21 protein-coding genes and 3 tRNA genes are annotated in these 25,530 nt (G+C 67.5%); 9 read left to right on the forward strand and 15 right to left on the reverse strand.

Features of this window, described 5'->3' with window-relative positions; translation table 11 throughout:
• The 3 genes from BLR41_RS11725 to dprE1 all read right to left on the reverse strand — a co-directional run.
• Positions 1–1,178, reverse strand: a 1,178-nt coding sequence (locus BLR41_RS11725; protein WP_143013060.1) for an LGFP repeat-containing protein, incomplete at its 3' end; no start/stop codon positions are given.
• Positions 1,179–1,564: 386 nt separating this feature from the next.
• Positions 1,565–2,320, reverse strand: coding sequence for a decaprenylphospho-beta-D-erythro-pentofuranosid-2-ulose 2-reductase (gene dprE2, locus BLR41_RS11730; RefSeq protein WP_092628112.1), 756 nt, complete (start codon positions 2,318–2,320; stop codon positions 1,565–1,567).
• Positions 2,317–3,654, reverse strand: a complete 1,338-nt coding sequence (gene dprE1 / locus BLR41_RS11735) for a decaprenylphosphoryl-beta-D-ribose oxidase (protein ID WP_176797954.1) — start codon at positions 3,652–3,654, stop codon at positions 2,317–2,319. Before dprE1 ends, dprE2 begins: the two co-directional genes overlap by 4 nt.
• A 217-nt stretch (positions 3,655–3,871) precedes the next feature.
• Here dprE1 and BLR41_RS11740 point away from each other — a divergent pair, with 217 nt between their 5' ends.
• Positions 3,872–4,315: a GtrA family protein gene (locus BLR41_RS11740; protein WP_245694081.1), complete on the forward strand. Its 444-nt coding sequence runs from the start codon at positions 3,872–3,874 to the stop codon at positions 4,313–4,315.
• A gap of 438 nt (positions 4,316–4,753) precedes the next feature.
• Here BLR41_RS11740 and BLR41_RS11745 read toward each other — a convergent pair whose 3' ends face one another.
• The 6 genes from BLR41_RS11745 to BLR41_RS11770 form a co-directional block, all read right to left on the reverse strand.
• Entirely contained in the window at positions 4,754–8,005 is a 3,252-nt protein-coding gene (locus tag BLR41_RS11745; protein ID WP_092628345.1) for an arabinosyltransferase domain-containing protein, read from the reverse strand.
• 330 nt (positions 8,006–8,335) lie between these two features.
• Complete coding sequence (glfT1, locus tag BLR41_RS11750) at positions 8,336–9,265, reverse strand: galactofuranosyltransferase GlfT1 (RefSeq protein WP_092628118.1); 930 nt, start codon at positions 9,263–9,265, stop codon at positions 8,336–8,338.
• Positions 9,265–10,092: a galactan export ABC transporter ATP-binding subunit Wzt/RfbE gene (gene wzt / locus BLR41_RS11755; RefSeq protein ID WP_092628120.1), complete on the reverse strand. Its 828-nt coding sequence runs from the start codon at positions 10,090–10,092 to the stop codon at positions 9,265–9,267. Before wzt ends, glfT1 begins: the two co-directional genes overlap by 1 nt.
• A gap of 17 nt (positions 10,093–10,109) precedes the next feature.
• Positions 10,110–11,033 carry a galactan export ABC transporter permease subunit Wzm/RfbD gene (wzm, locus tag BLR41_RS11760; protein WP_092628121.1) on the reverse strand — a complete coding sequence of 308 codons (924 nt, stop codon included), beginning with the start codon at positions 11,031–11,033 and terminating at the stop codon, positions 10,110–10,112.
• Between the two features lie 238 nt (positions 11,034–11,271).
• Positions 11,272–11,850, reverse strand: coding sequence for a bacterial proteasome activator family protein (locus tag BLR41_RS11765; protein ID WP_092628122.1), 579 nt, complete (start codon positions 11,848–11,850; stop codon positions 11,272–11,274).
• A 156-nt stretch (positions 11,851–12,006) separates the two neighbouring features.
• Entirely contained in the window at positions 12,007–12,996 is a 990-nt protein-coding gene (locus BLR41_RS11770) for an NAD(P)H-quinone oxidoreductase (RefSeq protein ID WP_092628124.1), read from the reverse strand.
• A gap of 281 nt (positions 12,997–13,277) precedes the next feature.
• Here BLR41_RS11770 and BLR41_RS11775 point away from each other — a divergent pair, with 281 nt between their 5' ends.
• Positions 13,278–14,801, forward strand: coding sequence for a M28 family metallopeptidase (locus BLR41_RS11775; protein ID WP_176797955.1), 1,524 nt, complete (start codon positions 13,278–13,280; stop codon positions 14,799–14,801).
• Between the two features lie 390 nt (positions 14,802–15,191).
• Here the strand turns inward: BLR41_RS11775 and BLR41_RS11780 are convergent, their stop codons facing one another.
• Both BLR41_RS11780 and BLR41_RS11785 read right to left on the reverse strand, forming a co-directional pair.
• Positions 15,192–15,977 (reverse strand): ABC transporter permease, encoded by a 786-nt coding sequence (locus tag BLR41_RS11780; protein ID WP_092628128.1) that lies wholly within the window; start codon positions 15,975–15,977, stop codon positions 15,192–15,194.
• Entirely contained in the window at positions 15,974–16,960 is a 987-nt protein-coding gene (locus tag BLR41_RS11785) for an ABC transporter ATP-binding protein (RefSeq protein WP_092628130.1), read from the reverse strand. Before BLR41_RS11785 ends, BLR41_RS11780 begins: the two co-directional genes overlap by 4 nt.
• A gap of 244 nt (positions 16,961–17,204) precedes the next feature.
• Between BLR41_RS11785 and BLR41_RS11790 the strand changes: the two genes are divergently transcribed.
• From BLR41_RS11790 to BLR41_RS23135, 3 genes are all read left to right on the forward strand, one after another.
• Positions 17,205–17,289, forward strand: a tRNA-Ser gene (locus BLR41_RS11790).
• A gap of 591 nt (positions 17,290–17,880) precedes the next feature.
• A complete protein-coding gene (locus BLR41_RS11795) occupies positions 17,881–18,717 on the forward strand; it encodes a L,D-transpeptidase (protein WP_092628132.1) in 837 nt (278 codons plus the stop codon).
• A 74-nt stretch (positions 18,718–18,791) separates the two neighbouring features.
• On the forward strand, positions 18,792–19,253 hold the full coding sequence (locus BLR41_RS23135; RefSeq protein WP_092628134.1) for a hypothetical protein: 462 nt from the start codon (positions 18,792–18,794) through the stop codon (positions 19,251–19,253).
• Positions 19,254–19,370: 117 nt separating this feature from the next.
• Here BLR41_RS23135 and hisC read toward each other — a convergent pair whose 3' ends face one another.
• Positions 19,371–20,420 (reverse strand): histidinol-phosphate transaminase, encoded by a 1,050-nt coding sequence (gene hisC, locus BLR41_RS11805; protein ID WP_092628136.1) that lies wholly within the window; start codon positions 20,418–20,420, stop codon positions 19,371–19,373.
• A 220-nt stretch (positions 20,421–20,640) separates the two neighbouring features.
• Here hisC and BLR41_RS11810 point away from each other — a divergent pair, with 220 nt between their 5' ends.
• The 4 genes from BLR41_RS11810 (at position 20,641) to BLR41_RS11825 (ending at position 23,765) form a co-directional block, all read left to right on the forward strand.
• On the forward strand, positions 20,641–21,345 hold the full coding sequence (locus tag BLR41_RS11810) for a dienelactone hydrolase family protein (protein WP_092628138.1): 705 nt from the start codon (positions 20,641–20,643) through the stop codon (positions 21,343–21,345).
• 122 nt (positions 21,346–21,467) lie between these two features.
• Positions 21,468–23,441, forward strand: a complete 1,974-nt coding sequence (locus tag BLR41_RS11815) for an acetoacetate--CoA ligase (protein ID WP_092628140.1) — start codon at positions 21,468–21,470, stop codon at positions 23,439–23,441.
• 122 nt (positions 23,442–23,563) lie between these two features.
• Positions 23,564–23,656, forward strand: a tRNA-Ser gene (locus BLR41_RS11820).
• A 36-nt stretch (positions 23,657–23,692) separates the two neighbouring features.
• A tRNA-Arg gene (locus BLR41_RS11825) sits at positions 23,693–23,765 on the forward strand.
• A 76-nt stretch (positions 23,766–23,841) separates the two neighbouring features.
• Here the strand turns inward: BLR41_RS11825 and BLR41_RS11830 are convergent.
• Genes BLR41_RS11830 through BLR41_RS11840 form a run of 3 tightly spaced genes read right to left on the reverse strand, consistent with a single transcriptional unit; the run spans position 23,842 to position 25,530 of the window.
• Positions 23,842–24,315, reverse strand: a complete 474-nt coding sequence (locus tag BLR41_RS11830; RefSeq protein ID WP_218120090.1) for a tyrosine-type recombinase/integrase — start codon at positions 24,313–24,315, stop codon at positions 23,842–23,844.
• Positions 24,316–24,346: 31 nt separating this feature from the next.
• A complete protein-coding gene (locus BLR41_RS11835; protein WP_092628144.1) occupies positions 24,347–24,796 on the reverse strand; it encodes an Imm1 family immunity protein in 450 nt (149 codons plus the stop codon).
• Positions 24,793–25,530 (reverse strand): DddA-like double-stranded DNA deaminase toxin, encoded by a 738-nt coding sequence (locus BLR41_RS11840; protein WP_092628145.1) that lies wholly within the window; start codon positions 25,528–25,530, stop codon positions 24,793–24,795. The genes BLR41_RS11835 and BLR41_RS11840 overlap by 4 nt, the downstream gene beginning before the upstream one ends.

A 25,530-nucleotide genomic window follows, 5' to 3' on the forward strand; every position in this document is an offset into this window, starting at 1 on the left:
GACCAGTAGATCGAGCCGTTGTTCTCGAAGTGGTTGTACTGGCCGGTGTTGCCTGGTGTGGCCGTGGTGTCGGTGGTCGGGTAACCCAGCGGGCCCGCTCCACCACCGGTCTCCTCCCACTTCGCCAGGATCCTGCCCCGCAGCACGTGGGCCTGCGTCTCGGCGGTCCAGTAGATGACGCCGCCGTTGGCGAACTCGCTGTACTGGCCCCGGCCGTCCGCTGTCGCGGCGGTGTCGGTGGTCGGGTAACCCAGCTGGCTACCGCCGCCTTCGGCGCGCCACTTCCGCAGCACGGGCTCACCGAGCACGTGGGCTTCCGCGTCCTCCGGCGCGTAGATCGCGCTCGTTCCCCGCTCGGAGCTCACGAACTCGCCGTAGGGGGTTCCCAGGTCGTCGGCGAGCACGTTGGTGGCGGGAACGCCGATCGCCTCGTGACCGCCCGCGTTCACGAAGGCGTCGAGCACGGCACCCGAGACGGAGTGCACGCCCTGCTCGGCCGACCAGTAGATCCGGGCGTTGTCGTACTTCTGGTAGCGGAGCGAGTCGCTGACGAGCTGCTCATCACCCACCGGATCGCCCAGCCGCTGCTGCTCCTCGGAGCTGAGGCTCTGGTAGTACTCGTCGATTTTGCCCGCGCCGGGGTCCTCGTCGACCTGGTCGCCGTCGTCCGCGGAACCGTCGCCGCTGGCTCCGGAGCCCGAGTCGCTGCCGGACTCGCTGCCGGACTCGCTGCCGGAGTCGTTGCCGGAGCCGGTGGCATCGCCGGAAGCCGAGTCGTTCGACCCGGACCCGTCGGTGGAGCCATCGGTGGAACCGCTACCGGAGTCACCGGTGGCGTCGGACTCGTCGGTGGCGCCGGAGCCGTCGGTGCCGCTGCCGGAGTCGCTGCCGGAACCGGAACCATCGGTGGAGTCGTCACCGGAGCCCGAGGCGTCGCTCGATCCGGAGTCCTCGTCGGAAGTGCTGTCCCCAGAGCCCGAAGAGTCCGCTGCGGCGCCGGTTTCACTCCCCGACTCGTCCTGGGTGGAGTCGTCACCGGACTCGGCCTGCTGGCTCGACTGGGTGGTCGGCGTGCTCTGCTCGGGCTGTTCGGTCGCTCCGGCCGCGGGGGCGGCCGTGACCAGGGCGGCCGCCGTGCTCAGCGCGACGGCGCGTCCCACAAGATTCTTGACCGTCACTATTTCCCCTTTCAGGTCTCGCTCCATGATCGGACGAAAGGGGCGTGACTGTCGCGTCCTGTTATCGTTTCGCAGTCGAATTTACCCGTGCAATCGTCTTGCCGCGGGGTGTAACACGGTGAGCCGGATTACATTCCATGTTTTCGTCACCACGAGCTGTCGCGAGTGTTCGCCGCGTTCGGTCTCGAGTCTCGTCGAATGCGGAAACGATGTCACCCTTCGCGGAGGTGGTCGGCGAAATCGGGTGGCGGTGCACAGCCGGCCGAAGACGAAAGCGCCCGGTGCGTGTTCGACGAGAACAAGCACCGGGCGAAATCGGTATGCCGCGTGGAGGTTGTGCGGTCAGGCCGGAGAAGTCGGAAAACGGGACGTGCGTACGAGCGGAGTCAGAACGGGAGCCTGCGGAACACCGCGCGTGGCAGATGCCGCAGTACGCTCATCACGTAGCGGAACTGCGCCGGCGCCCACACCAGCTCCTTGCCCTTGCGCACCGAGTTCACGACGATTTCCGCGACCTGCTCGGGAGTCTGCGCCAGTGGCGCCTCCTTGAGTCCCTCGGTCATCTTCGACTTGACGTGGCCGGGGCGCACCACCGTCACCTTGATTCCGGAGGGGCGCAGCGCCTCGGTCAGGCCGGTGTAGAACCCGTCCATGCCGGCCTTGGCCGAGCCGTAGGCGAAGTTGGAGCGACGCACCCGTTCCCCCGCGACGGAGGAGAGCGCGACGATGTGGCCGTGTCCCTGTTTGCGCAGGTGCTCGGCAAGCAGTACTCCCACCGTCACCGGGGCCACGTAGTTGATCTCGGCCATCTCCTGCGCGGCAGTCACATCGGTCCAGAGTTCTTCCTGGTCACCCAGCATGCCGAACGCGACGATGCTGATGTCGATGTCTCCCTCGCCGAAGGCCTTGTCCAGGGTTTCCGCGTGGGTCTCGGGCTTGCGGGCGTCGAACGGGACCGTGGTCACCGTGCTGCCCGTCTCGCGCAGCCGCTCCGCCGCGGCCTCCAACCGATCGGAGGGGCGAGCGGCCAGAACTATCCGAAGTGGACGCTCTCGCGCGTAGCGCTCGGCGGTGGCCAGCGCGATGTCCGAGGTGCCGCCGAGCAGCAGCAGGGACTGGGGGTTGCCAACCGCATCGATCACAGGTTCAGCCTCCTGGCCAGGTCGGAACGGAAGATTCCTTCGGGGTCGACCGCGGCACGCGTCTTGCGCCACTCGTCGATACGCGGGTACATGCGCTCGATCATCTCGGGAGTGGTGCGGGACTCCTTGGCGAGGTAAAGCCTGCCATCGGCCTCCAGAACCATTTCGTCGAGCTCCCGGCACAGCCGGTCGAGTCCCGGCGTGACCGGGATGTCGACGGTGAGCGTCCAGCCCTTGTCCGGGAAGGACATCGGTGCGGCGTTTCCCGGGCCGAACGTCTTGAGGACGTTCAGGAACGAGACGTGTCCCGAGGCGCTGATCTTGTCGATCGAGCGGCGGAACATCCGTTCCTGGCCGAACGGAACCATGAACTGGTACTGCAGAAAACCGTTGGAACCGTACACGCGATTCCATTCGCCGACCAGGTCGAGCGGGTGGAAGAACTGCGTGATGTTCTGTACCGAGCCGTACTTCGTGGGCGCTTTGCGGTACCAGACCTCGTTGAAGGCGGTGATGGTGTACTTGTTCACCAAGCCGTTCGGAAAAATCGGCGGTGCCGTCATCAACTGGGGGGCGTCGAATCCGAGCGGATTCTTCCGCAGTTTTTTCGGGAGTTCGTCGAGGGTGGCCGGATTGCCCCGAGTGAGCAGCGCGCGTCCCATCCGGTCGCCCCGCGCCAACGAGTCGAACCAGGCGACCGAGTACACGTAATCCTCGTCGGAGCCGTCCGTGAAGTGTTCGAGCAGCTCGTCCAGATTCCGGGTTTGGATGTTGTCGACCACGAAGTAGGCCGTTTCCACCCGCTTGAGGCGAATGGTGGCTCGGACGACGATGCCGGTCATCCCCATACCGCCGACCGTGGCCCAGAACAGCTCGGGCGAGTCTCCGTCGGGGGTGAGCGTGCGCACCTCGCCGTCCGCCGTCAGCAGGTCCAACGAGATCACGTGGCTGCCGAACGATCCCTGCGAGTGGTGATTCTTGCCGTGGATGTCCGCCCCGATGGCCCCGCCGACGGTCACCTGCCGGGTGCCGGGGAGTACCGGTAGCCACAGCCCGTGCGGGAGCAGCCTGCGCATCAAGGTGTCCAGAGACACGCCCGCGTCCACGTCGATGGCCGCGTTGTCGACGTCGATCGTGTGGATCCGGTCGAGCGCGGTCATGTCGATGACGGTCCCACCGGCGTTCTGCGCGGGATCGCCGTAGCTGCGGCCGAGCCCTCTGGCGATCACCCCGCGGGGGCCGGCCTCACGCACGGCGCGGGCGATCGTCTCGACATCCGGTGTGCTGATCACGTCGGCCATGGTAGGGGCGGTGCGACCCCAGCCCGTCAGCATCCGTTGCTCGTTGTTAACCGATCCCACCGTGTCGAGTCTAGCTGCGTACTGTGGCACGGCAGCGCCGGGTGAAACCCGGCCCCACCCCGATTGACCTGTCGAGTGGCTACACTTGTCGACGAGTCAGGGGCGGCGGGTGACGTGTGGGCGGATTGATTGCCGCCCGGCCCGGTTCCCGCTTAAGTGTCGTCGTGACAGCCGAGGTGAACGAGTGGCCGTGGCCGAAAGCACCGCCGAACCTGATGCCAAGAAGCTGGGGATAGTCGAGCAGCTCATCCGTTTCGGACTCATCGGCGCCGTCTGTGCGCTGCTGGACTACGGCTCGTACATGACGCTGCTCGCGCTGGACATGCCGAACTGGGCGGCCCGGACCCTGGCTTTCGTGCTGGGGACCAGCGCCTCCTACGTGGCGAACCGAAGACTCACCTTCGCCGGTGCCAACACCGGCAACACGAAGGCGAAGGCCGGGGCGTTCGTGCTGGTCTACGTGGTGACCTTCTTCGTCAACATCAGTACCAACCAGCTGTTGTTCCTGCTGCTGCCCGAATTCGGCTTCCACTACGGGGCGCAGCTCAAGTGGACGGTGTGCTGGCTGGCGGGCCAGGGACTGGGTACCGGGATCAATTTCGTGCTGCTGCGCTGGGTCGTCTTCCGCGAGTGAGCCGCACCCCGACCCCCCGGAGGCTGGCGTCGATTTCTCGCGAAATCGCCGCGCCGCAGGGCGAGGGACTCCGGTGAGCGAGGCGGTGCGGCCCTGACGGCCGTCGATTTCTCGCGAAATCGCGGCACCGTCACGACGCGGGGCCGAGCTCCCACCACGCCCGCAGGCCGCACTCCGAGCACTTCCGCAACCCGCACCGCCGCGGGTTCCCTCGTGGGGCGGTGATTCCCCGCGAGATCGCGCCGTCCCCGGAACCCTCGTCGGGACGCGACCGTGCGATTCGCAGCGCGATTGTCCTCGGTGCGTGAGTCGGATGCATTGCGAGGCCGGGCCGCTCGCCGCGTAGGTCGCTACTCAAGAGCCGGCCCAACGCTCCCGAGGCGCCGACTCACGTGCCTGCTAACCGGCCGTCCCGGCAGCCGTCACGGCTCCGGCGTCTCAGCTGCTTCCGCGTCGGTTGGTAGAACCGTCGACGTGCCCGATCTTGTCGCCGTCGAACTCCTCTTCCTCCGCGGAGGTGTCGTTGCGGTCGTCCGAACTGGGCACGTCCCCGGGAAGCTGCACCGGTCTGCTCATCGGCCCGGGGCTCCAGGTGCCCCAGTGGGTCTCCTCCTCGATGTCCATGGCCGTCTGGGCGGGTAGTGCCGCGGGGCGATACCGGTCCACGGCGTAGAGCGTGCCCCAGTCCCGGTGGATGTTGCCGCGCAGGTAGGTCGGCATCTCACGCATGCTGCTGGTGACGTTGAGCCAGCCGAACGGTCCCGCCGCGTCGGGCGAGGACCACGCCTGGCCGACCGAACGCAGACTGCCACCGGCGCTGATCCGGAAGCGCGGCACCTCCGCGATGCCGTGGCTGATGTCCGGCAGGTTCAGGCACGGATGCTGGAAGGCGGCCGTCCATTCCACGAACGCGGGGGCGTCGCCGATGAAGTCGGTCATGTTCGTCAGCCGGGGGGCGCGGGGGGCGCTGAAGGCTAGCCAACCGTCCTCGCCCAGAGACTGGTCGACGGCCACCACCCGGGCCTGCTCGGCTCCTTTCGCCCTGCCGTCCACGCTGATCCGAGCGTCCCGCCAGTCGGTCTCGGGAGCTGTCAGCACGCGGCGACGATCCGTCACCTCGAAGCCGTCCTCGGTCTGCTTGCCGAACTCCACGTAGATCTTGTTCGCACCACTCACCTTGCCCGCCAGGGTGAGCACCACCGGGACGTTGCCCTTGCGAGCACGTTCCGGCAGTTCGTACCACTGGGTGCGCAGTTCGCCGGTCACAGCCTCCCGGGGGGCGTAGCTGCCCCAGACCGGCGCTTCGTCGCTGCCCAGGTCGTAGGGCGGAGTCCAGTCCTTGCCCTGGGGTTCGCCGTTGTCGGGGGGCAGGCCGTCCCGGCGGAAGCCGCGCATCTTGGCCCCCAGGTACGCCTTCGGCGACTCCTCGGACTCCAAGCGGGCGGGAACCTCGGCATCCGGTAGCGGGTTGTCGGGTTGTGTCTCGGATACCCGCAGCATTCCCGCGAGGGGGTCCTTCTCCACGTACACGTAGTCGGACAGTCCGCAGCTGCTGCCCGTCAACTGCTTGACCGAGTCCTTGCCGAGGCTGTAGCTGTTCCACTGGCTCTGGATCGCCTTGCCGAAGGTGGCCAGCTCGCCGATGACGAGCAGTGCGCAGACCACCGAGAGCGGAGCGGTGCCCAACCGCAGTGCGCGACTGCGCCCTTCCACACCGGTGCGGCCGTGGCGGTCGAGTTTCGGCGGGTCGACCACGTGCGGCCGGTACTCGTCGATCCGCAGGTGCTCGATGATCGCGACGATCAGCGCTATCCCACCGATGATCAGCAGTACGGTGCTGGCCTCGTAGCCGAGGACGGAGGGCTGCTTGTTGTGCCAGGGGATCCCCCACCCCGAGACGTACCACCAGGCGTTGGGTCCGGTGGCCGCCAGCGCGCAGATCGCCATCAGTCCGGCGAAGAACGCGGCCCGGTTGCGCCGGGAACGCAGCACCGTGCCGCTGGTGGCCAGCGCGGTCAGTGCCGCGAGGGCGCCGCCGACCGAGGCGAAGATGCCGAAGTGGTGCGTCCACTTGGTGGGAGTGAGCACCAGCACGAAGAACGTCAGCGCCGTCATCCCCAGCAGCCTGCGACTCGGGCCGAGCGCCGCGCCCCGGATACGGCCGCGTCGCAGCAGTACCACGGCGCACGTGATCAGGCACAGGATCACCAGCAGTACGGGGAACCGCCGGGTCATCGAGCCGTCGGGGATCTGGCTGAACAGCAGCGAGTAACGGCTCACCTCCTGGTACCAGCTCAGACTCGGGCCGAGTTCGCCGCGCAGCTGGGTCGACTCGATCACCGATTGCCAGGTCTGATCCCAGTAGACGATGTTGAGTATCGCGAAGCCGCAGGCCGAGATCGGGGCGAGTATCGGCAGCCAGCCGAAATCCCTGATCCGTTGGCTGACGATCCGGAACAGCGGTTTGAACGCGACCACGAAGGGCAGCACGGCCATCAGACCGTGCGGGTTGGCCCCCAGCGCCAACGCGGCCCCGAACAGGCCGACCGCCGCGGGCAGCAGGCGCTTCGTCGCCACGGCCCGCTCCACACCGGCCAGCGCGAGCAGCGAGAACAACACGACCACCGGCTCGGGGCGGAGACCGTTGTTGTAGGGCAGCCAGAACGCCAGGAAAACGGCGGCGGCGGCCCAGCCCGCCGCGTGGCTGCGACGAACCTGCTGTCCGAGCCTGGGAAGCAGTTCCCGACTGATCAGCAGCCAGCTCGCGATGCCCATCAGCAGGGCGGGCAGCCGCATCCAGGGAGTGGATGCCGAGATCCGGACCCACTGCGAGTAGAGCTCGTAGAACCAGCCGAACGGGGATTCCGGAGCGCCGAACCAGCGGTAGTAGTTGCTGATGTAGCCCGCGCTGTCCCGGGAGCGCGCTATCGAGAGGATGTAGCCGTCGTCGGAGGTCATGGCTCCGATCAGCCACCAGACGATCAGTGCCGCCAGTACCGACGCGTCCCGCCATGTGGGCTTCCACCATCCCGTCGGGACCAGTTTGGGAGCGCGTCGTCCGGCGCGGCGGTCGAGCCTGCGGATCACGATCACGCAGCCGATGAAGCACAGCACCGCCAACCCGATGACGACGAACTTGAACACCGTCGCGCTGGTGGACCACCGGGTGTCTACCTGTGCCCGGAACGAGACCTCCTCGACCGGGTCCTGCCGGTCGTCGAGGTCGGAGTAGATGCCGGTCAGCTGCGGCCGCCGGTCCCCGCCCGTCGCGTTCGCCAGTGGTTTGTCGCCCACGGTGGCGACCGTCCGCGAGCCGTCGGAGCGCACCGAGATCGTGCAGTTCCCGTCCGGGATGGTGGCGCTGCCGAGTCGGCTTCCCCGGGAGAGCAGCGTGAGCTTGCCGTCCTCGACGCGTAACACCAGGCCGGTGAGATCGCCGTACTCGGAGGAGGGGGGATTCGTGCTCAGCACGTTGGCCGAGTTCGAGGTTCTGGAGTCCAGGCTGCGGGCGGTCGCGCACGGGGCGGTGAACTCCAGGTCCACCGGCGAGTAGCTGACCAGCGGGGCGGAGACCGGCTCGGTTCCCTCGGCCGTGGGCCAGCTGAGGTGGGTGATCTCGTGCTTGACGGGCAGGAACGGCACCGACAGCGAGAGGATCGTGCCCACTATTCCGAGTGCCGCCGCGATCATCCGAAGACGTCTGCGGGAATCGGTGTTGTGCGCGGCATCGCGGCCTCCGGTGTCACCGGAGCCGTTTCCCCGATTGGGCCGCTCGTCCTCTTTCCGCCCGACGCTAAGCACGAGTGGAGAATAGTAGGTGTTCAGGCGGCGCTGTTTCGCGGTATCACCGGCATGTGCCGCCCGACACGTCGCGCCGATTGTCGTCGAGTTGGTTTTCGCCGTTTTGTCCAATGTCCGGCGGCGCGGCGCCGAACCGGCTGCACGCGGATTTCCGGTCCGACCGCGCGGCGATCGGACCGGCCCGGCGTGCCGAGCGGCACCGTCGTGGGCCGCCCCGGCTTACCTGCGGTAGAAACGTTCGCGCCTGCCCAGCCGCAGCAGGCGGAGCCATTCCAGGAAATCCTTCGGGCTCCGGCGCTGCCACACGAAGTAGAGCCCGAAACGGGCCACTTCGAGCATCCCTATTCCGCGCATGCCCGGCTGGGCGAGCAGGTAACCGCGGTTTCGGTAGGTGTAGTAGCGCTTGGTGGAATCCTCCGGATCCTGCGCGTGAAACTTCCCACCCAGCATCGGTTTGAATTCTCCCGAGCCGTTGGGATGCAGGAATCGAGTACGCAGCGTGGTCCCGAACGGCAGTCCCGATCGCACGATCCGGCGGTGTATTTCCACCTCGTCGCCGCGGAAGAACAACCGGTAGTCGGGGACTCCGACCACGTCCAGCGTTCCGGCCCGGAACAGCGCGCCGTTGAACAGCGAGGCGATGCCCGGCAGGAAGTCGTGCTCGGAGCCGGTGCCGCGCAGTTCCTCGGGGCGGCGTTTCCACGTCAGACCGCGCCGCAGCGGGAAGGCGAGGGTGTCCGGGCTGTCGATGTCGACCACCACCGGTGAGACGGCGGCGAGCCCACGCGTTTCCGCCTCGTCCAGCAGGGTGCGCAGCGCGTCCTCGTCGGCGGGGCGGCCGTCGTCGTCACCGAGCCAGATCCACTCCGCGCCCAGCGAGAGCGCGTGCATCATGCCCAGCGCGAAACCGCCCGCGCCGCCCAGGTTCCGCCGGGAGGGCAGATAGGTCGTGGGGATCGAGCACTCGGCGACCACCTCGGCGGCGGGCTGGTCGGGGCCGTTGTCGACCACCACGAGGTGGTCCGGCTGCCTGGTCTGGCTGCCGATCACCTTCAGCGACTCGGCGAGCAGTTCCGGGCGGTGCCGGGTGACGATCACCGTCACCACCGAGTCCGCCGGCAGCGGTGCGGGTTGTTCGGATGCCGTCATCAGCCCTCGCTGCTTCCGATGGTCGCGGTCGAACCGGCGTGCTCCTCCTGCATCCGGGCCTTCGCCCGCGGGCTGAGGTTCTCGAAGGGGTCCTTGCCCTTGTAGTGCGTGAGCACCTCGCGCAGCGGCCCGTGCTCCTTGATCTGGCCCTTCTCCATCCAGATCGCCGTGCTGCACAGCTCGGCGAGGAACTCGTCGGAGTGCGAGGCGAACACCAGCATTCCGGAACGCTTGACCAGCTCGTTGAGCCTGCCCTTGGCCTTCTCCAGGAAGTCGGCGTCGACCGCGCCGATGCCCTCGTCGAGCACCAGGATCTCGGGGTCGATGGAGGTGACCACGCCCAGCGCCAGCCGGACCCGCATACCGGTGGAGTAGGTGCGCAGCGGCATCGACAGGTAGTTCCCGAGCTCGGTGAACTCGGCGATGTCGTCGATCCGCTGCTCCATCTGCTTGCGGCTCATGCCCAGGAACAGACCCCGGATGATGATGTTCTCCTGCCCGGAGATCTCCGGGTCCATCCCCACGCCGAGATCGAAGACCGGGGCTACCTTGCCCTCCACCCGCGAGCTGCCCCGCGTCGGCTCGTAGATGCCGGACAGCAGCCGCAGCAGGGTGGACTTGCCCGCGCCGTTGTGGCCGACCAGGGCCACCCGGTCGCCGTGTCGCAGCGAGAGGTCGATGTCGCGCAGTGCCTCGATGATCGGCACCTTGGTGTCGGTTCCGATCTTGCCCCCGGTCTTGCCGAGCATGGCCTTCTTCATCGAGCGCGACTTCGCGTCGAAGATCGGGAAGTCGACCGCTGCGTTCCACACGTCGATACTGACCACGGTTCGTCGACCTCCTTCTAGACCCAGTAGGAAACGCGGGCCCGGTAGTTGCGCATCATCAGCAGTGCCAGGCCCCAGCCGCCCACGGTGATGGCCAGCACGATCAGCCAGTGGTACAGATCCTGGTTGCTGCCCAGCAGCGGCGAACGAACGATGTCGACGTAATGGTAGACGGGGTTTATCTGGGCCAGCCAGGCGCGCGCACCCGCGTTCTCCTCCAGCGCCGACATGGGCCAGACGATCGGCGACATGAAGAACAGCAGCTGCATGAAGCTGCTGACCACCGGCGGGATGTCGCGGAACCGGGTGCTGACGATCCCGAACAGCAACACGACCCAGCCCGCGTTGACCAGTAGCAGCAGCAGCGCGGGGAACACGCTGAAGACGGTCCACGACAGCTCGGGCTGGAAAATCGCCAGAATCGCGAAATATATGACCAGGTTGTGCAAGAAGAGCAGGAACTCGCGCCACACCGTCCGGAAGACGTAGATGCTGATCGGCGCGGGCAGCTGCTTGATCATCCCCTCGTTCTGGATGAACACGTCCGTGCCCGAGGTCAGGCATCCGGAGATGAAGTACCAGATGATGAAGCCCACCGTCATGTACGGCACGTACTCGCCGGGATCCATCCCGAAGATGGTCGAGTACAGCAGCCCCAGGCCGGTGGCCGTGACACCCATGCTGATGGTGATCCACAGCGGGCCCAGGACGGAACGGCGGTAACGCTGCTTGACGTCCTGCCACCCCAGATGGGCCCAGAGCTGTCGCTGCTGCGCCGCCCTGCTGATGTCGTCGAACACCCTGCGCCAGCTGCGGGAGCGCGCCGTGGTGGGCGCTGCCGCGGGCGCTTCGGTTTGGTCTGTCGTGCTGGTCGCCTGCACGCTGTGCAGCGTACCGACCGGGGCACGCGCTGTTGCGGTGGGAGTCGCCTCGGGGAGCATTGTCCGCTTGGTTAGGTTGGTCCGTTTCGAGGTCACTCGAACGGTGGATCGGATACTGGCTCGATCGATGCAGCGCACGACCTCGTGAGGCGGACGTTATGCCCCCTCTGGCGGAGTTCCCGAGCCAAGGGGCGAGCGATGCCCGGGCACCGCCTCGGGGTGCGGGCACACGCCCCACTCGACCGGTTCGGGTGACGCTCCGGCGGGAAGGGCAGAGTCCGTTCCGGAGTTCAGGGCTTCAGAGGTACTGCCCGTGCGAGGAGCCACCCCGGTGATCGGGTTCACCGCCGTCGGTCTCCCCCACGGGCAGCGCGCCCTGCCGCATCTTCTCCAGCTGATCGCGGGCGGCGAGCTGCTGGGCGTACAGCGCGGTCTGCAGTCCGTGGAACAGCCCTTCGAGCCAACCCACCAACTGGGCCTGTGCGATCCGCAGCTCCGCCTCCGAGGGAGCTTCCTCCCCGGTGAACGGCAGCGAGAGGCGCTCCAACTCCTGGATCAGCTCCGGAGCGAGTGCCTGTTCCAACTCCTTGACGGAGGAGCGGTGGATCTCCTTGAGCCGGTTCCGGCTGGCTTCGTCCAGCGGAGCGGACCGCACCTCCTCCAGCAGCTGTTTGATCATCGTGCCGATTCGCATGACCTTGGTCGGCTGCTCCACGAGCTCGCCGAGATTTTGATCACCGTTCTCGGTCGCGGACGCGGCGTCCCCTTCGGCTTCGTTGTCGCTGATCGGCTGGTTCGGAGTGGTCGAGGCCCCCACCGGAGTGTTCTCGTCGCCGACCACGAACATTCGTCCCGGTTCGATGTCCCTGCCGTGCATCGTTCAATGGTGCCGCGTGTGTCGTACGGAACGCGAACCGGTGTGCCGGTTGTGTGACTTCCGGGTCGGCGGAACACGCTCCCGTGAGCGGGTGGGGCCGGAGGAACTCGGGGTGCGCCCGCCCGGCCCTCGGGTTCCGGCCCCTCCGCCCGGTGGTCATTCCGCTCGGTCGGTCGTGAGCAGGATCTTGCCGTGCACGCCGCCCGCCTCCATGAGCTCGTGCGCGCGTGCCGCCTCCCGCATCTGGAGCCGGTGGTGCACGACCGGGCGGACCTCGCCCCGCTCGATCATCGGCCACACCCACTGCCGCACGTCGTGCACGATTCCGGCCTTGCCGTGGGGGCCCTCCAGCGGCCTGCCCCGCAGTCCCAGCGCCGACATGCGCAGCCGCTTGACCAGCATCTTCCCCATGTCGAGTTCGGCCTTGCGGCCACCCTGCAGCCCGATCACGGCCAGGTGCCCGTCTGTGGCGAGCGCGCTGAGGTTGCGGTCCAGGTAGGAGCCGCCCATGTTGTCCAGGATCACGTTCGCCCCGCCGAGCCGCTTGACCTCGGCGACGAAGTCCCCCTCGCGGTAGTCCACCGCCGGACTGGCTCCGAGTTCCTCGCACAGCCGCAGCCCCTCCTCGCTGCCCGCGGTGGCGACCACCCTCGCCCCCAGCGCGCGGCCGAGCTGTATCGCGCAGGTGCCGATGCCGCCCGAGCCGCCGTGCACCAGCAGCAGCTGTTCCGGTTCGAGTCCGGCCTCGTGCACGATGTTGGACCACACCGTGCAGGCGACTTCCGGCAGTCCGGCCGCGTCCACCCGGTCGACCCCCGGAGGTATCGGCAGCAGTTGGGTGGTGGGCACCACCACCCGCTCGGCGTAGCCCCCGCCCGACAGCAGGGCACACACCTGGTCACCCGGCCGCCAGCCGGTGACCCCGGGGCCGGACTCGACCACGGTGCCCGAGCACTCCAGCCCGAGCAGCTCGCTGGCGCCCTCCGGCGGAGGGTAGGAGCCCTGGCGCTGTGCCAGATCGGCCCGGTTGACCCCGGCGGCGGTCACATCGACGGCCACCTCGCCGGGGCCGGGTTCGGGTGCGGCGACCTCGCGCCACTCCAGGACATCGGGTTCGCCCGCTTCGCGGACGGTGATCGCGTACATGTTCCCGACCGTAGCGCCGCCACGCGTTCCGGACGCGGAGAGTGCCTTTCGGTCCCGGCGTGTCGGCCGATTCCGGCGGTGGGGAAGGCGGAATTGTCGAATGCGTGGGCGGGAAGGTTTTTCGGGAAAAACGGGAAATGTCTTCGTGTGCGCCGCTGGACCGCCTGAACGGAGATATTTCGGCACCTCGATCCTCCGTTCCGCCGCCATGGCGTCTTGACTTTAGCGGGGAGTTCTATGAACTCTTGTCCGACACGTATTCACCCGATACGGGGAGCAAGATGAGAGTGCACAACGTCCGATCAGGACGCTTCGTCGCCGCGCTGCTCGCCACCGGCGCGACCGCCGCTTTCACGGCGGTTCCCGCTGTGGCGACCCCGGCGGCGGGGTCCGGATTCGATGTCAACGACGTGAATCGGCATCTCGTGGCATTCCAGCGGATAGCCGACCGCAACGACGGCACACGTGCTTCCGGAACGCCCGGATATCAGGCCAGCGTGGACTATGTCGCGGGCAAACTCCGGCGCGCGGGATACGAAGTGTCCACTCCCGACTTCGAATACACCAAGTACCGCCTCGACTCGGTCTCCCTGAGCGTCGCCGGCTCGCCGGTCGAGGAAGTCGGTGCGATGGAGTACTCGCCCGCCACTCCCGACGGGGGAGTCCAGGCGCCGCTGGCGGTCACACCGGTGGACGAGTCCACCGGTTGCCAGGCGGCCGATTACCAGGGCACGGACGTTGCGGGCACCATCACGCTCGTCAAGCGCGGTGCCTGCACCTTCGCCAAGAAGCAGCGGCTCGCCGCCGAGCAGGGCGCCGACGCCGCGATCATCTACAACAACGTCGAGGGATCGCTCAACGGCACCCTGGGCGGTGGCGACGCGGGCGTGATCCCCACGGCCGGGGTCAGCAAGGCCGTCGGTGCCGATCTGGTCGCCAAGGCCGGTGAAAGCGCCACGCTGAACCTCAGCGCGAGCTTCGACGAGATCACCACCGAGAACGTGATCGCCGAGACCCGCACCGGTCGCGAGGACAACGTCGTGATGGCCGGCGCCCACCTCGACAGTGCGGACGCGGGGCCGGGCATCAACGACAACGGCACCGGCAGCGCCGGGCTGCTGGAAACGGCCCTGGAGATGGGTGGCAGTCCCGACGTCAACAACGCGGTGCGGTTCGCCTGGTGGGGCGCCGAGGAGTCCGGCCTGATCGGTTCCACGAAGTACGTCAACGGGCTGAGCTTCGAGCAGCAGCTCGACATCGCGATGTACCTGAACTTCGACATGATCGGGTCGCCGAACGCCGGTTACTTCACCTACGACGGTGACGATTCGGACGGCGTGGGCGCCGGTCCCGGGCCGTACGGCTCGGCGCAGATCGAGCAGGACTTCACCGAGGCGATGCAGCGCCAGGGCATCGAGGTCGAGGGGACCGACTTCAACGGCCGCTCGGACTACGGGCAGTTCATCGCCGTGGGCATTCCCGCGGGCGGACTGTTCACCGGTGCCGGGGGCATCAAGACCGAGGCCCAGGCGGCCAAGTGGGGCGGTGAAGCCGGCGTCGCCTACGACCCGAACTACCACAAGGCCGAGGACGATCTCGGCAACGTCGACCGCGGCGCCCTGATCCGCAACACCAGGGCACTGGCCGGCGTGGTCGCGCACTACGGGCAGACGACCGAGGACGTCAACGGGATGCAGACCAGGGCCGAACGCGCCCGGCTGCGCAGCATGGCGATGGCGCAGCCCATGAGCCTCGCCTCGCACACCGACTCGCACGGGCACAGCTGCCAGCTTCCGCTGAAGTGAGCCGGTTGCCGTAGGGCCGGATCCACGATCCGGTCATTCGATCGGTGAATCGACGGCCGGGGCGTCCTCGCGGCGCTCCGGCCGTTTCCGTGCGGTGGCGATTTCCCAAAAACTGCCGGGCAGATGGCACCGGCGAGTGCCGAATCCCGAGCACTCTCCAGGCCGAACTCCGACCACCCTCGCGGTCGGCACCGCCGCTGTCCGGGACTGTCCGCCGGGACGCGACCATGCGGGTAAGCAGCGTGCGTGTCTCGAGCGCGTGAGTCGGATGCATCGCGAGGCCGGGCCGCTCGCCGTGTAGGTCGCTACTCAAGAGCCGGCCCAAAACTCCCGAGGCGCCGACTCACGTGCCGGCTACCCGGCCACCCGAGCAACTTCTGTCGCGGATTCCTAGTCCAGGGCGCGGCGCAGGAAGAACTTGATCCCGAGCGCACCGAAGATCACACAAGCCCCCAGCAGGGCCAGCAGGCACACCCAGGGCGCCATGTGCGGCACGTCCGGCAGCAGCGCCCCGCGCATGCCCTCGCTGACGTAGGTCAGCGGGTTGAACGCGCAGACGATCTGGAACCAGCGCAGCTGGTCGAGCTGCGCCCAGGGGAACTGGCTAGCGCCGGTGAAGATCAGCGGAGCCAGGATCACGGCGAACATGATGTTGATCCGCCGAGGCGGTACCGCCGCCCCCACGGTGAGGCCCACGGTGCCGCCGACCAGCGAGCCGAGCACCATGCACAGCACCGCGAACGGCAGGCCGGAGAGGTCCCAGGCGACGTTTCCCAGCATCAGCAGCCCGATCGGGAACATCAACAGCGCCGCGAAGAGCCCTCGCAGCGCGCCGAAGAGCATCTTCTCCACCGCCACCCAGGTGATCGGCAGCGGTGCGAGCAGCCTGTCCTCGATCTCGCGGGAGAACGAGAAGTCCAGCACCAGCGGGAACGAGGTGTTCTGCAGTGCCACCAGGAACGAGTTGAGCGCGATCATCCCCGGCAGCAGGATCTGGGCGTAGCCGGGTTGGGTGTAGCCGAGCTGGCCCAGCACCTTGCCGAAGATGAACAGCAGCGCCACCGGCTGCACCAGCACCTGCGCCAGGAAGCTGGGCATCTCGCGTCCGGTGACGAACACGTCCCTGCCGAGCACGGCCCAGAACGCGCGGATCGAGCTCTGTGTGGTGCCGCTCATCGCAGATCCCTGCCGGTCAGTTCGATGAAGACGTCCTCCAGGCTCGCCGAGCCGAGCGAGAGGTCGCTGACCGTGATGTCGTTGTCGTGCAGTTTCGCCGCCACCGGCCCGAGCAGCGAACCGGGTTCGCAGTCGACGTAGAGACGTAGCTCGGTCTCCGGTGCGGCCTCTTCGGGGGCGTCCGAACCGCCGGGGGTCTCGACCCGCTGCACCCCGGGGATGTCCGAAAGCAGGCCGGTGACCTTCTCGCTGTCGAAACCGTTCGGACGGACCCGTGCGTCGATGGTTCCGCTGCCCGGCAGCGACCTGATCAGCGCGGTTGGGGTGTCCACGGTGAGCATCCTGCCGTGATCGACCACGCCCACCCGGTCGGAGAGCTTTTCGGCCTCCTCCATGTCGTGCGTGGTCAGTACGACGGTGACTCCCTCGGAGCGCAGATCGTTGACGCGGTCGTGCACGAACAGCCTCGCCTGCGGATCCAGGCCGGTGGACGGTTCGTCCAGGAACAGCACCTCGGGCCGGTGGATCAGCGCCCTGGCGATCATCAGCCGCTGTGCCTGGCCGCCGGAGAGGTCGTCGATGCGTGCCTTGGACTTGTCGGCCAGCCCCATCCGCTCCATGAGCCGGGTGGCCAGCGCCCGTCGTTCGGAGCGACCGATTCCGTGGTACGAGGCGTGGAACAGCAGGTTCTGCCTGGCGTTGAGCGACCTGTCGAGATTGACCCGTTGCGGCACCACGGCGACCTTGCTCCTGGCGGCCACGGGATCGCGGGCCACGTCGACCCCGCCGATCGTGGCGGTGCCGGCGGTGAGCACGATCCGGGTGGTCAGGATCCCCACCGTCGTGGTTTTGCCCGCACCGTTCGGGCCCAGCAGTCCGAAGATCTCACCGCGTTCGACCCGGAAACTCAGCCCGTCCACCGCGTTGTGCGTGCTCTTGGGGTAGTGCTTGACCAGATCCGCCACTTCGACCGCAGCAGTCACCCGTCCCCCCGGCAGGAACTCGTCGTCTCGGTTGTGCCCCCTGTGGTGCTCCCCTGCCACTCGTCGGGCCACGTGGCACCGGCAACCCGTGCGGCAGCTGGGTTGCTGCCGTGATTGTACGCCGCCGATCCGAAATCGAGGTCAACTCTGACCTGTCGTCGGTCCCTCTCGTCGGTCTCTGTCGTCGGTCCCTGTCCGCGGCCCCCTGTTGGCGTGGTGAGCGGTGCGGGCTACCCTACTGCGCGGAAGCGTGGCAGAGCGGCCTAATGCACTCGCCTTGAAAGCGAGCGGCCCGAGAGGGCCCGGGGGTTCGAATCCCCCCGCTTCCGCCGGTGTGAGCGGGGACGCCCAGTTCGAGCGGCACGGTCGCGGGGGTGGGGCGACCCTCCTGCGACCGAACGTCCCGCCCGCCCGTCTCGCCGCCGAGCGACCCCCGCACGATCCTCGTCGAGCTGCTCGTCGATGCTGGTCCTCTTCGCTTCTCCGGGGCGTGAGCGTGCAGAGCCACGGTCTTCCGATCACGCTCGGCCGCACGGAACGGGCCGGGCGCACGTATCGCCGGCCACATTGTGATCGACTGTCGACAACCGGGCGGGAAACGCTTTCGATCGGGAACCGGCTTCGCTCTTTTGGGTGAAAATTCAATCGAGCCAAAGTGAAAAATAATTCGCGTAAGGGCTCTCGAGATCGACTCGCTCGGTCGTTTGGCCAGGTGATCGGCTTTTTGTCGGGAATTTCCCGTAATGTGCGAACGGTCGCCTGGCGGTTGCTATACCTCGGTGATCGGTTAGCGTTCGCTCGGAATCCGACCGTGCAGTCGAGTCGGTTCCGCCGCTGATCGTATTCGCGGGGCCGGTGAGAAGTCCCCGAGGAGATCGGTGCGCACAGCGAAGGCAGCCACGGCCGCAAGGAAGTTCGCAATGGAGTTCTCGGGAGTCGAGTTCCGTTACGCGGGCGGCGGGACATCCAGGTCCCGTCGTGCCGTCGTGGTGCTCGGCGTCCTGCTGGCCGTATTGGTCACCGGCTGTTCGGCGGCCACGTCCGAGTCGCGGCAGGTCGACGAAACCCCGTCGTCGACCCGGCGCGCGAAGGTGGATCTCTCCACGCTTCCGGACGCGACCACTTTCGGAACCACGCCCGATTCCCCCTCCGATCCGGCACCGCATTCCGGGACCGACGGTGTGGTGCTGCGTGTGAAGCGGGACATCGCGGTACACGATTCCGTGGGTGGGGAAGCGATCGCGCGGCTACCGGCTACCCAGTTCGAATCGCCGACCTGGGTTCCGGTGGTCGCCGAACGCGACGGCTGGGCACGAGTTCTGTTGCCTTCGCGTCCGAACGGTTCGACCGGTTGGGTTCGGTTGGGAACCGAGAAAGTGCACAAAGCGCACTCCCCGTACGTCGTGGACGTCGACGTGGGGAACCGCCGGCTGGTGGTGCTCGAAAATGGTCGGGAACTCGGGTCCTGGAGCGTCGGGGTCGGTTCCGTGGATACGCCGACACCGAGGGGGCGCACTTTCATCCTCGCCTCCATCCGGGAGACGGTCAGCGATTTCAGCCCGATCATTCTGCCGCTCGGGACACACTCCGAGACCTACACCACGTACGGCGGTGGTCCCGGAACCGTCGCGTTGCACGGCTGGCCGGAACCCGAGGTCTTCGGTACGGCGAGCAGCGACGGATGTGTCCGAGTTCCCGGTGATGCGCTGCGGTTACTGCGGTCGCTGCCGTTGGGCACGCTTGTCCGGCTGCGCTGAGTGGGCGGACGGTGAGGCGTTTTCGCCGGCTCACCGTGCGAAATCCGCAGGTATTCGACGAAGGAAGTGTGACAGTGGCCAAGAAGACATACTTCGCGGGAAGCGTGGCCGCGACGGCGGGTCTGCTGATCGCGGGCACCCCGGCCCTGGCGGACAGTGTCGACAACGACGGCATCAACGTCGGCAACGACAACAACGCCAGTGTGCTGCCGGTCCAGCTCTGCGGTAACAACGTCGCCGTGCTGGGGGTTGTCGCCAACGTCCTTTCGAGCCAGTCCTCCGAGTGCGTCAACGCGCCGGTGGTCGATCACCCCAAGACCGGCGACGAGGGGCCCGAGGAGCCGGAGGAGCCCGACAACCCCGACGAGCCCGAGGAGCCGGAGGGGCCCGACAACCCCGACGAGCCCAAGAAGCCCGAGAAGCCGGAAGAGCCCAAGAAGCCCGACAACCCCGAGAAGCCGGGCAAGCCCAAGGAGGAGCTGCCCTCGGCGCCCACTCCGGTGAGCCACGAGGGCCACGCGGCCGTCACCGGCTGACGCGTGCCGAACGGACCCCGTACTCGCTCCCGAGAAGCCCTCGCCTCCGAAAGGGAGCGACCGGCTGGAGCGGTACGGGGTCCCGTTTCGTCGGGGCGCCGATACCGTCCGAGATCATCACCGGAACGAGGCGGCGGCCTTGAGCAGCGCGTCGTTCTCCTCGGGGGAACCGATGGTGATCCGCACACCGTCTCCGGCGAAGGCCCGTACCACCACCCGGTGCTCCGCGCAGTGCTCGTCGAAGGCCGCGCTGCCTTCCCCGAGCGGCAGCCACACGAAGTTCGCCTCGCTGGGAGGAACCTCGTAGCCGAGTTCGAGCAGCGCTTCGCGTACCCGGGTTCGCTCGGTGGCGATCTCGGCGCAGCGCCGTTCCAGTTCCGTGGTCGCGCTCAGCGAGGCCACCGCCGCCCGCTGGGCGACCGCGTTCACGCTGAACGGGATGTAGACCTTGCGCAACGCGGTGATGATCTCGGGGGCGCCCACCGCGTAGCCCACGCGCAGCCCCGCCAGGCCGTACGCCTTGGAGAAGGTCCGCAGCGACACCACGTTGTCCCGCTGCCGAGTGAGTTCCACGCCGTCCGGTGCTTCGGGATCGGTCACGAACTCCCGGTACGCCTCGTCCAGCACCACCACCACTTCCGACGGAACGCGCCGCAGGAAAGCCTCCAGGTCCTCCCGGCGCAACGAGGTTCCCGTCGGGTTGTTGGGCGTGCAGACGAAAACCACCCGGGTAGCCGGGGTGATCGCGCGCAGCATCGCTTCCAGGTCCAGCTCTTGCTCCGGGGTGAGCGGAACACGGACCTCCTCGGCGCCCGCCACGCGGGTGAGGATCGGGTAGGCCTCGAACGAACGCCACGGAAAGACGACCTCGTCCCCCGGCTCACAGGTGGCCTGCACGATCTGCTGGCACAGCGCCACCGAACCACAGCCCACCGCGATGCGGTCGGTTGTGACCTCCAGCCGCTCGGCCAACGTTGCCACGAGTTCGGTCGCGGCCATGTCGGGGTAGCGGTGCACGTCGTGCGCCGCTCGTGTGATGGCCTCCACCACACTCGGCAGCGGCCCGGCGGATACCTCGTTGCTAGCCAACTTGACCGAACCCGGCACCGTCCTACCCGCGACGTAGGCGGGCAGTTTCTCGAGGTCGGAACGGATGCGCACGCTCATTGACCACTCCTTGCTCTGCTCGTGGCGGCTCGTACGGGCCGCGGTGCGACAGTATCCCGCCGGGTGCTCGCGACAGGACCTTCGGTCGATTCGTTCCTAGTTTCTGATCCGGAGAGAGCAATGATGGGAGGACTCCTCGGAAGCAATGTCGACATTCCCACGGCTCTTTTCCGTCACAGTACGTTGACGGGAGTTCACCCTCGCGTGGTTATCTGCGCGTATGATCCAAACCAGGACCGAGACGATCGCGCTCACCAATGACACCCGCCTCAGGCTGACGGTCGCCGAACCAGACAACGTGGTTCGAGGTGGGGTCGTGGTCCTGCACGAGGCAAGAGGAGTCACGGACTACACGAGAGTCCTGGTGGCGGCGCTCGCCGATGAGGGCTGGCTCACGGTGGCGCCGCACCTGTACCACCGCGACGGCACCGACGAGCTCCCCACCGAGGAAACCCCGCACCGGGTGGCGGAGCAGGTGAGCAGGCTTTCCGGCGAATCCGTGCTCGCCGACACCGACGCCGCCTTCGTCTGGCTGGCCGATCGGGGCGTTTCCAGCGACCGACAGGGCATCATCGGGTTCGACATCGGTGGCACCGCCGCTCTCATGGTGGCCTCCAGCAGACGACTGGGTGCGGCCGTGACCGTGGGTGGTGACGGCATCGTCACACCGCTCGCGGAGGGCTTCTCGCCGCTGGTCGACATCGTGGGGGAACTGAGCTGCCCCTGGCTCGGGCTGTACGGCGAGCAGGACGGCCGAACCCCCGCGGCGGAGCTCGACAAGCTGCGCGCCGCCGCGACCGCAGCCGAGTCCGTTACCGACGTGGTGCGCTACCCGAACGCCGATCACCGCTTCGACACCGATCCGGAGGCCGCGGCGGAGGCGTGGCAACGTGCCCGCAACTGGCTCGATCTGCACCTGCGCTGAGCGGGGTCCGGTCTCCCGGACCCCTCGTCCGGCGCGGGCGGTGGATTCGCGGGAAATTTTCGGTCGAACCGCGCGGGTGCCACCTGTGGCCCCGGGAGGCGGTGGTGGGTTAGGAAGCTGTTATGACTTCAAGCACCACACCCGAGCTGCTCTGGCAACCCTCACCCGAGTGGGTTCGGCAGACCCGCGTCGGCAGGTTCCGCGACTGGCTGTGGAAACACCGGGAGCTGGACCTGCCCGACTACCGCGCGCTCTGGCGCTGGTCGGTCGAGGACCTGGCCGGGTTCTGGTCGGCCGTGGCCGACTTTTTCGGGGTCTCCTTCCACGAATCCCCGGAGCGGGTGCTGAGTGCCGAGACCATGCCGGGAGCCGAGTGGTTTCCCGGCGCACGGTTGAACTACGCGGAACACGCGTTGTGCGTGGGCCCGGGCAAGGACGACGCCCGCACCGCCGTGATCTTCGAACGCGAGGACGGCCACGGCGAGACGATCACCTTCGGCGAGCTGCGCTCGCGAGTGGCCGCGGTCAGGGCGGGACTGGTCGAGCTGGGAGTCCGCAGCGGTGACCGGGTGGCGGCGCTGGTGCCGAACAGCCCCGAGACGCTGGTGGCGTTCCTCGCGACCGCCAGCCTGGGCGCTGTCTGGTCCTCCTGTTCTCCGGACTTCGGGCTGCGCGCGGTGGCGGACCGCTTCGTGCAGATCGAACCCAAGGTGCTGCTGACCGTCAACGGGTATCGCTACGGCGGCAGGGAGTTCGACATCACCGGCACAGTCGAGGAGCTCCGGGGGCAGCTGCCCGGACTCGGTGCCACGGTCTCGATCGACTACGTGCCGGGTGCGGCGTCGCCGTCGGGCACCGTCGACTGGCGGGACATGGTGGAACGACACGCCGACGCGGAGCTCTCCTTCGAGTCGGTGCCGTTCGATCATCCGCTGTGGGTGCTCTACTCCTCCGGCACCACCGGGCTGCCCAAGGGCATCGTGCACGGGCACGGCGGGATCGTGCTGGAGCACCTCAAGGCGATCGGGCTGCACTGCGACCTGGGGCCGGGGGACAGGTTCTGCTGGTTCACCACCACCGGCTGGATGATGTGGAACTTCCTGGTGGGTGGGCTGCTGACCGGCTCGGCCATCGTGCTGTTCGACGGCAGTCCCGTGCATCCCGGGACGGACACGCTGTGGGAACTGTCCGCGCGGCACGGCGTGAGCTACTTCGGGACCTCCGCCCCGTTCATCCAGACCTGCCGCAAGCGGGGCTTGCGTCCGGCCACCGACCACGACCTCTCCCGGCTGCGGACCGTCGGCTCCACCGGGGCGCCACTGACCGCCGACGGGTTCGGTTGGATCGCCGAGGAGGTCGGGCACGAGGTGCAGATCGCCAGCGTCTCCGGCGGCACCGATCTGTGTACCGCCTTCGTCGGGGCCTCGCCCGACGTCCCGGTGTGGTTGGGCGAGATCTCCTGCCCCATGCTGGGCGCCTCGGTCGCCGCCTACGACGAGCACGGGGACGAGACGTACGACGAGGTCGGCGAGCTGGTGCTGACCAAGCCGATGCCGAGCATGCCGGTGTACTTCTGGAACGACCCGGACGGCAGCAGGCTGCTGGAGGCGTACTTCGACACCTACCCCGGCATCTGGCGGCACGGGGACTGGGTGCGGATCACCGAGCGGGGGTCACTGGTCATCTACGGGCGCAGTGACTCCACCCTCAACCGCGGTGGCATCCGGATGGGCACGGCGGAGTTCTACCGCGTGGTCGAGGGGTTCGACGAGGTTTTCGACTCGCTGGTCATCGACACTTCCGGCGCGGGGGAAACCGACGGGGAGCTGTTGTGCTTCCTGGTGCTGGCGGAAGGGGTCGAGCTGGAGACGCTGGAACCGGCGCTGCGGGAGCGGTTGCGCGACGAACTCTCGCCCCGGCACGTGCCGAATCGCTTCCTCGTGATCGGTGAGGTACCGCACACCCTCAACGGCAAGAAGCTCGAAGTGCCCGTCAAGAAGATCCTGGCGGGGGCCGCACCGGAGAGCGCGGTCAGCATGGACGCCTTGCGGAACCCCGGTTCACTGCGACCCTTCATCGAGATGACCAGCGGTTGAGCTGATCGCGTGCCGTGCGGCGGCGGGGGGTCGGTACCGACGATGGTCAATGACGACCCCCCGTTGTGATTCGGCACGAGGGAGTGTGTATGGTTTACATCAGTGGCTGAGAGGAACTACCCGGAGGCTTCGCCTAGTCTGGTCTATGGCGCCGCACTGCTAATGCGGTAAGGGGCAACCCCCCTTCCCGGGTTCGAATCCCGGAGCCTCCGCCAGGACTCCCACTCCGGTGGGAGTTCACAACTGAACACGCGCCCGTAGCTCAACGGATAGAGCATCTGACTACGGATCAGAAGGTTTGGGGTTCGAATCCCTACGGGCGCACATTATCGCAGGTCAGGGGCGGTTTCGGGGCAATCCGGAGCCGCCCCGCTGCTGTGCGGTACACATTTTGTACACATCACGCCTGATCGGCCCCGAGCTCGTCGGCCGGTGCCAGTGCCCGCGAGCGGGCCGCGTCCATCCGATCCGCTATTTCGTCCAGCCGATCCGGGAACAAGTGCCCGTAGATGTCCAGCGTCAACGTCGCGGTCTTGTGGCCGAGCATCTGTTGGACCACCTTCACGTCCGCGCCGGACGCGATCGCCAGTGACGCCGTGGTGTGCCGCAAGGTGTGCAGACTCAGCCCGTCCAGGTGATCGAGCTTGGCTTCCCGAACCGCGGGGGCGAACACCCGCGTGCGAAAGTTCGCATACCGCAACGGCTGCCCTCGGCGGCTGGTGAACACGAACGCTTCGGAGCGCTGCCCGGAAACCACCGGGCGCAGCTCGTCGGCCAAGAACGCGGGAAGCGGAACGGTGCGCCGTTCGTGGGTCTTCGGGTCGGTGAGGTACGTCTCCGCCGAATCCTTGGCGAAGGCTTCGACTACGTGCACCCGCCGGGCGTCCACCAACACGAGGTAGGGCTCAGATCCATTGGCCGAGCTGCCAGTGAATACAGCCGGGTCGCTGACCGGTGCGGCAGTATTCGGCGATGGCCTGGCGGGCCTGGACGAGGGGCAGCGAGGCTGACGCGGGGAACCAAAGGTCACCTTCGGGGTCGAACAGCAGCGAGGGAGTGTCTTCGGTAGTGGGGTTGTAGGAGTCGGCGAGATCTTGATGCTCCGGGGTGCCGTCGTGGTAGTTCACCGATGCCCACCCCCCTGGGTGGGTGCTGATCCTGAGTCGGTGCGGTGGAAATTCATCACTCGCACCGTCGCTGCTTTCGCGGCACGGGCGATCCCATGCGTACACCTGCGAGTGGGGCGTAGCGAGGACAGCGTCGATGATTTCGTTGATTTCTTCGGTAGTACGGGCGTAGTGGAACTCGCGGCCGAGGATGGCGGTGACGACGGTACTGATAGCGATCGTGGTCATGGTTGGGCTTCTCCGTGGATGGTGACGGGGTGTTGTTTTCCGGGTTCCCAGACGACCAGCGTGTACCCGCGAGGCAGGATGGCACGCACCGCTATCATGCACCGCTGAGGTCCGGTGCACATGTCCTTGTTCAGAATCACGACGCCGTAAGTCTGCCCGCGCTCCTTCATCCGCTGGGCATACTTCGTTTCCACGTGGGTGTATACCCCTGGTGCCCCCCGTGGGTCGAAGCTGGGGAACACGGTGGAGTTGTGCAGGGTGAGGCGAGCGCGTTCGGATTCGTCGTCGCGTCCGCTGCTCTCGGTGAGTTCGGTGCCGTCCTGGTCGTAGGTGAGTCCGGTGGTCTGCCCTCCGGTGTATTTCGGCAGTCGTTCGCGGACCTGGTCGATCCACGAGCGGTTTCGGGAGGCGTCGGTGGGAATCCGGGGTGTGGTCGAGGGGTGTGGCAAGCTCGGCGGCGGCTGCTCTCCGCTCACGCCGAGGGTGGCGAGGTAGCCCACCAGGTGTCCGCGGGTGTTCTCGGACAGCGCGAGCACGTCGTCGATGAGCTCACGGGCTCGGTCGAGCAGCGCCACGGCCTGGGCCAGTTCGGGTGAGGTGCTGCCCTGGCCGATCTCGGTCAGGGTGGGCAGGGCGTACTCCTCGATCCATGCCCGCGCCGGGTGCAGTTGTTGGGGTGGCAGTCTCCCGAGCATGGCGGCGAGGGTGTTGCCCACCTCCTCCACGTGGGACAT

Source organism: Actinopolyspora mzabensis (assembly GCF_900101095.1).
Lineage (GTDB): Bacteria > Actinomycetota > Actinomycetes > Mycobacteriales > Pseudonocardiaceae > Actinopolyspora > Actinopolyspora mzabensis.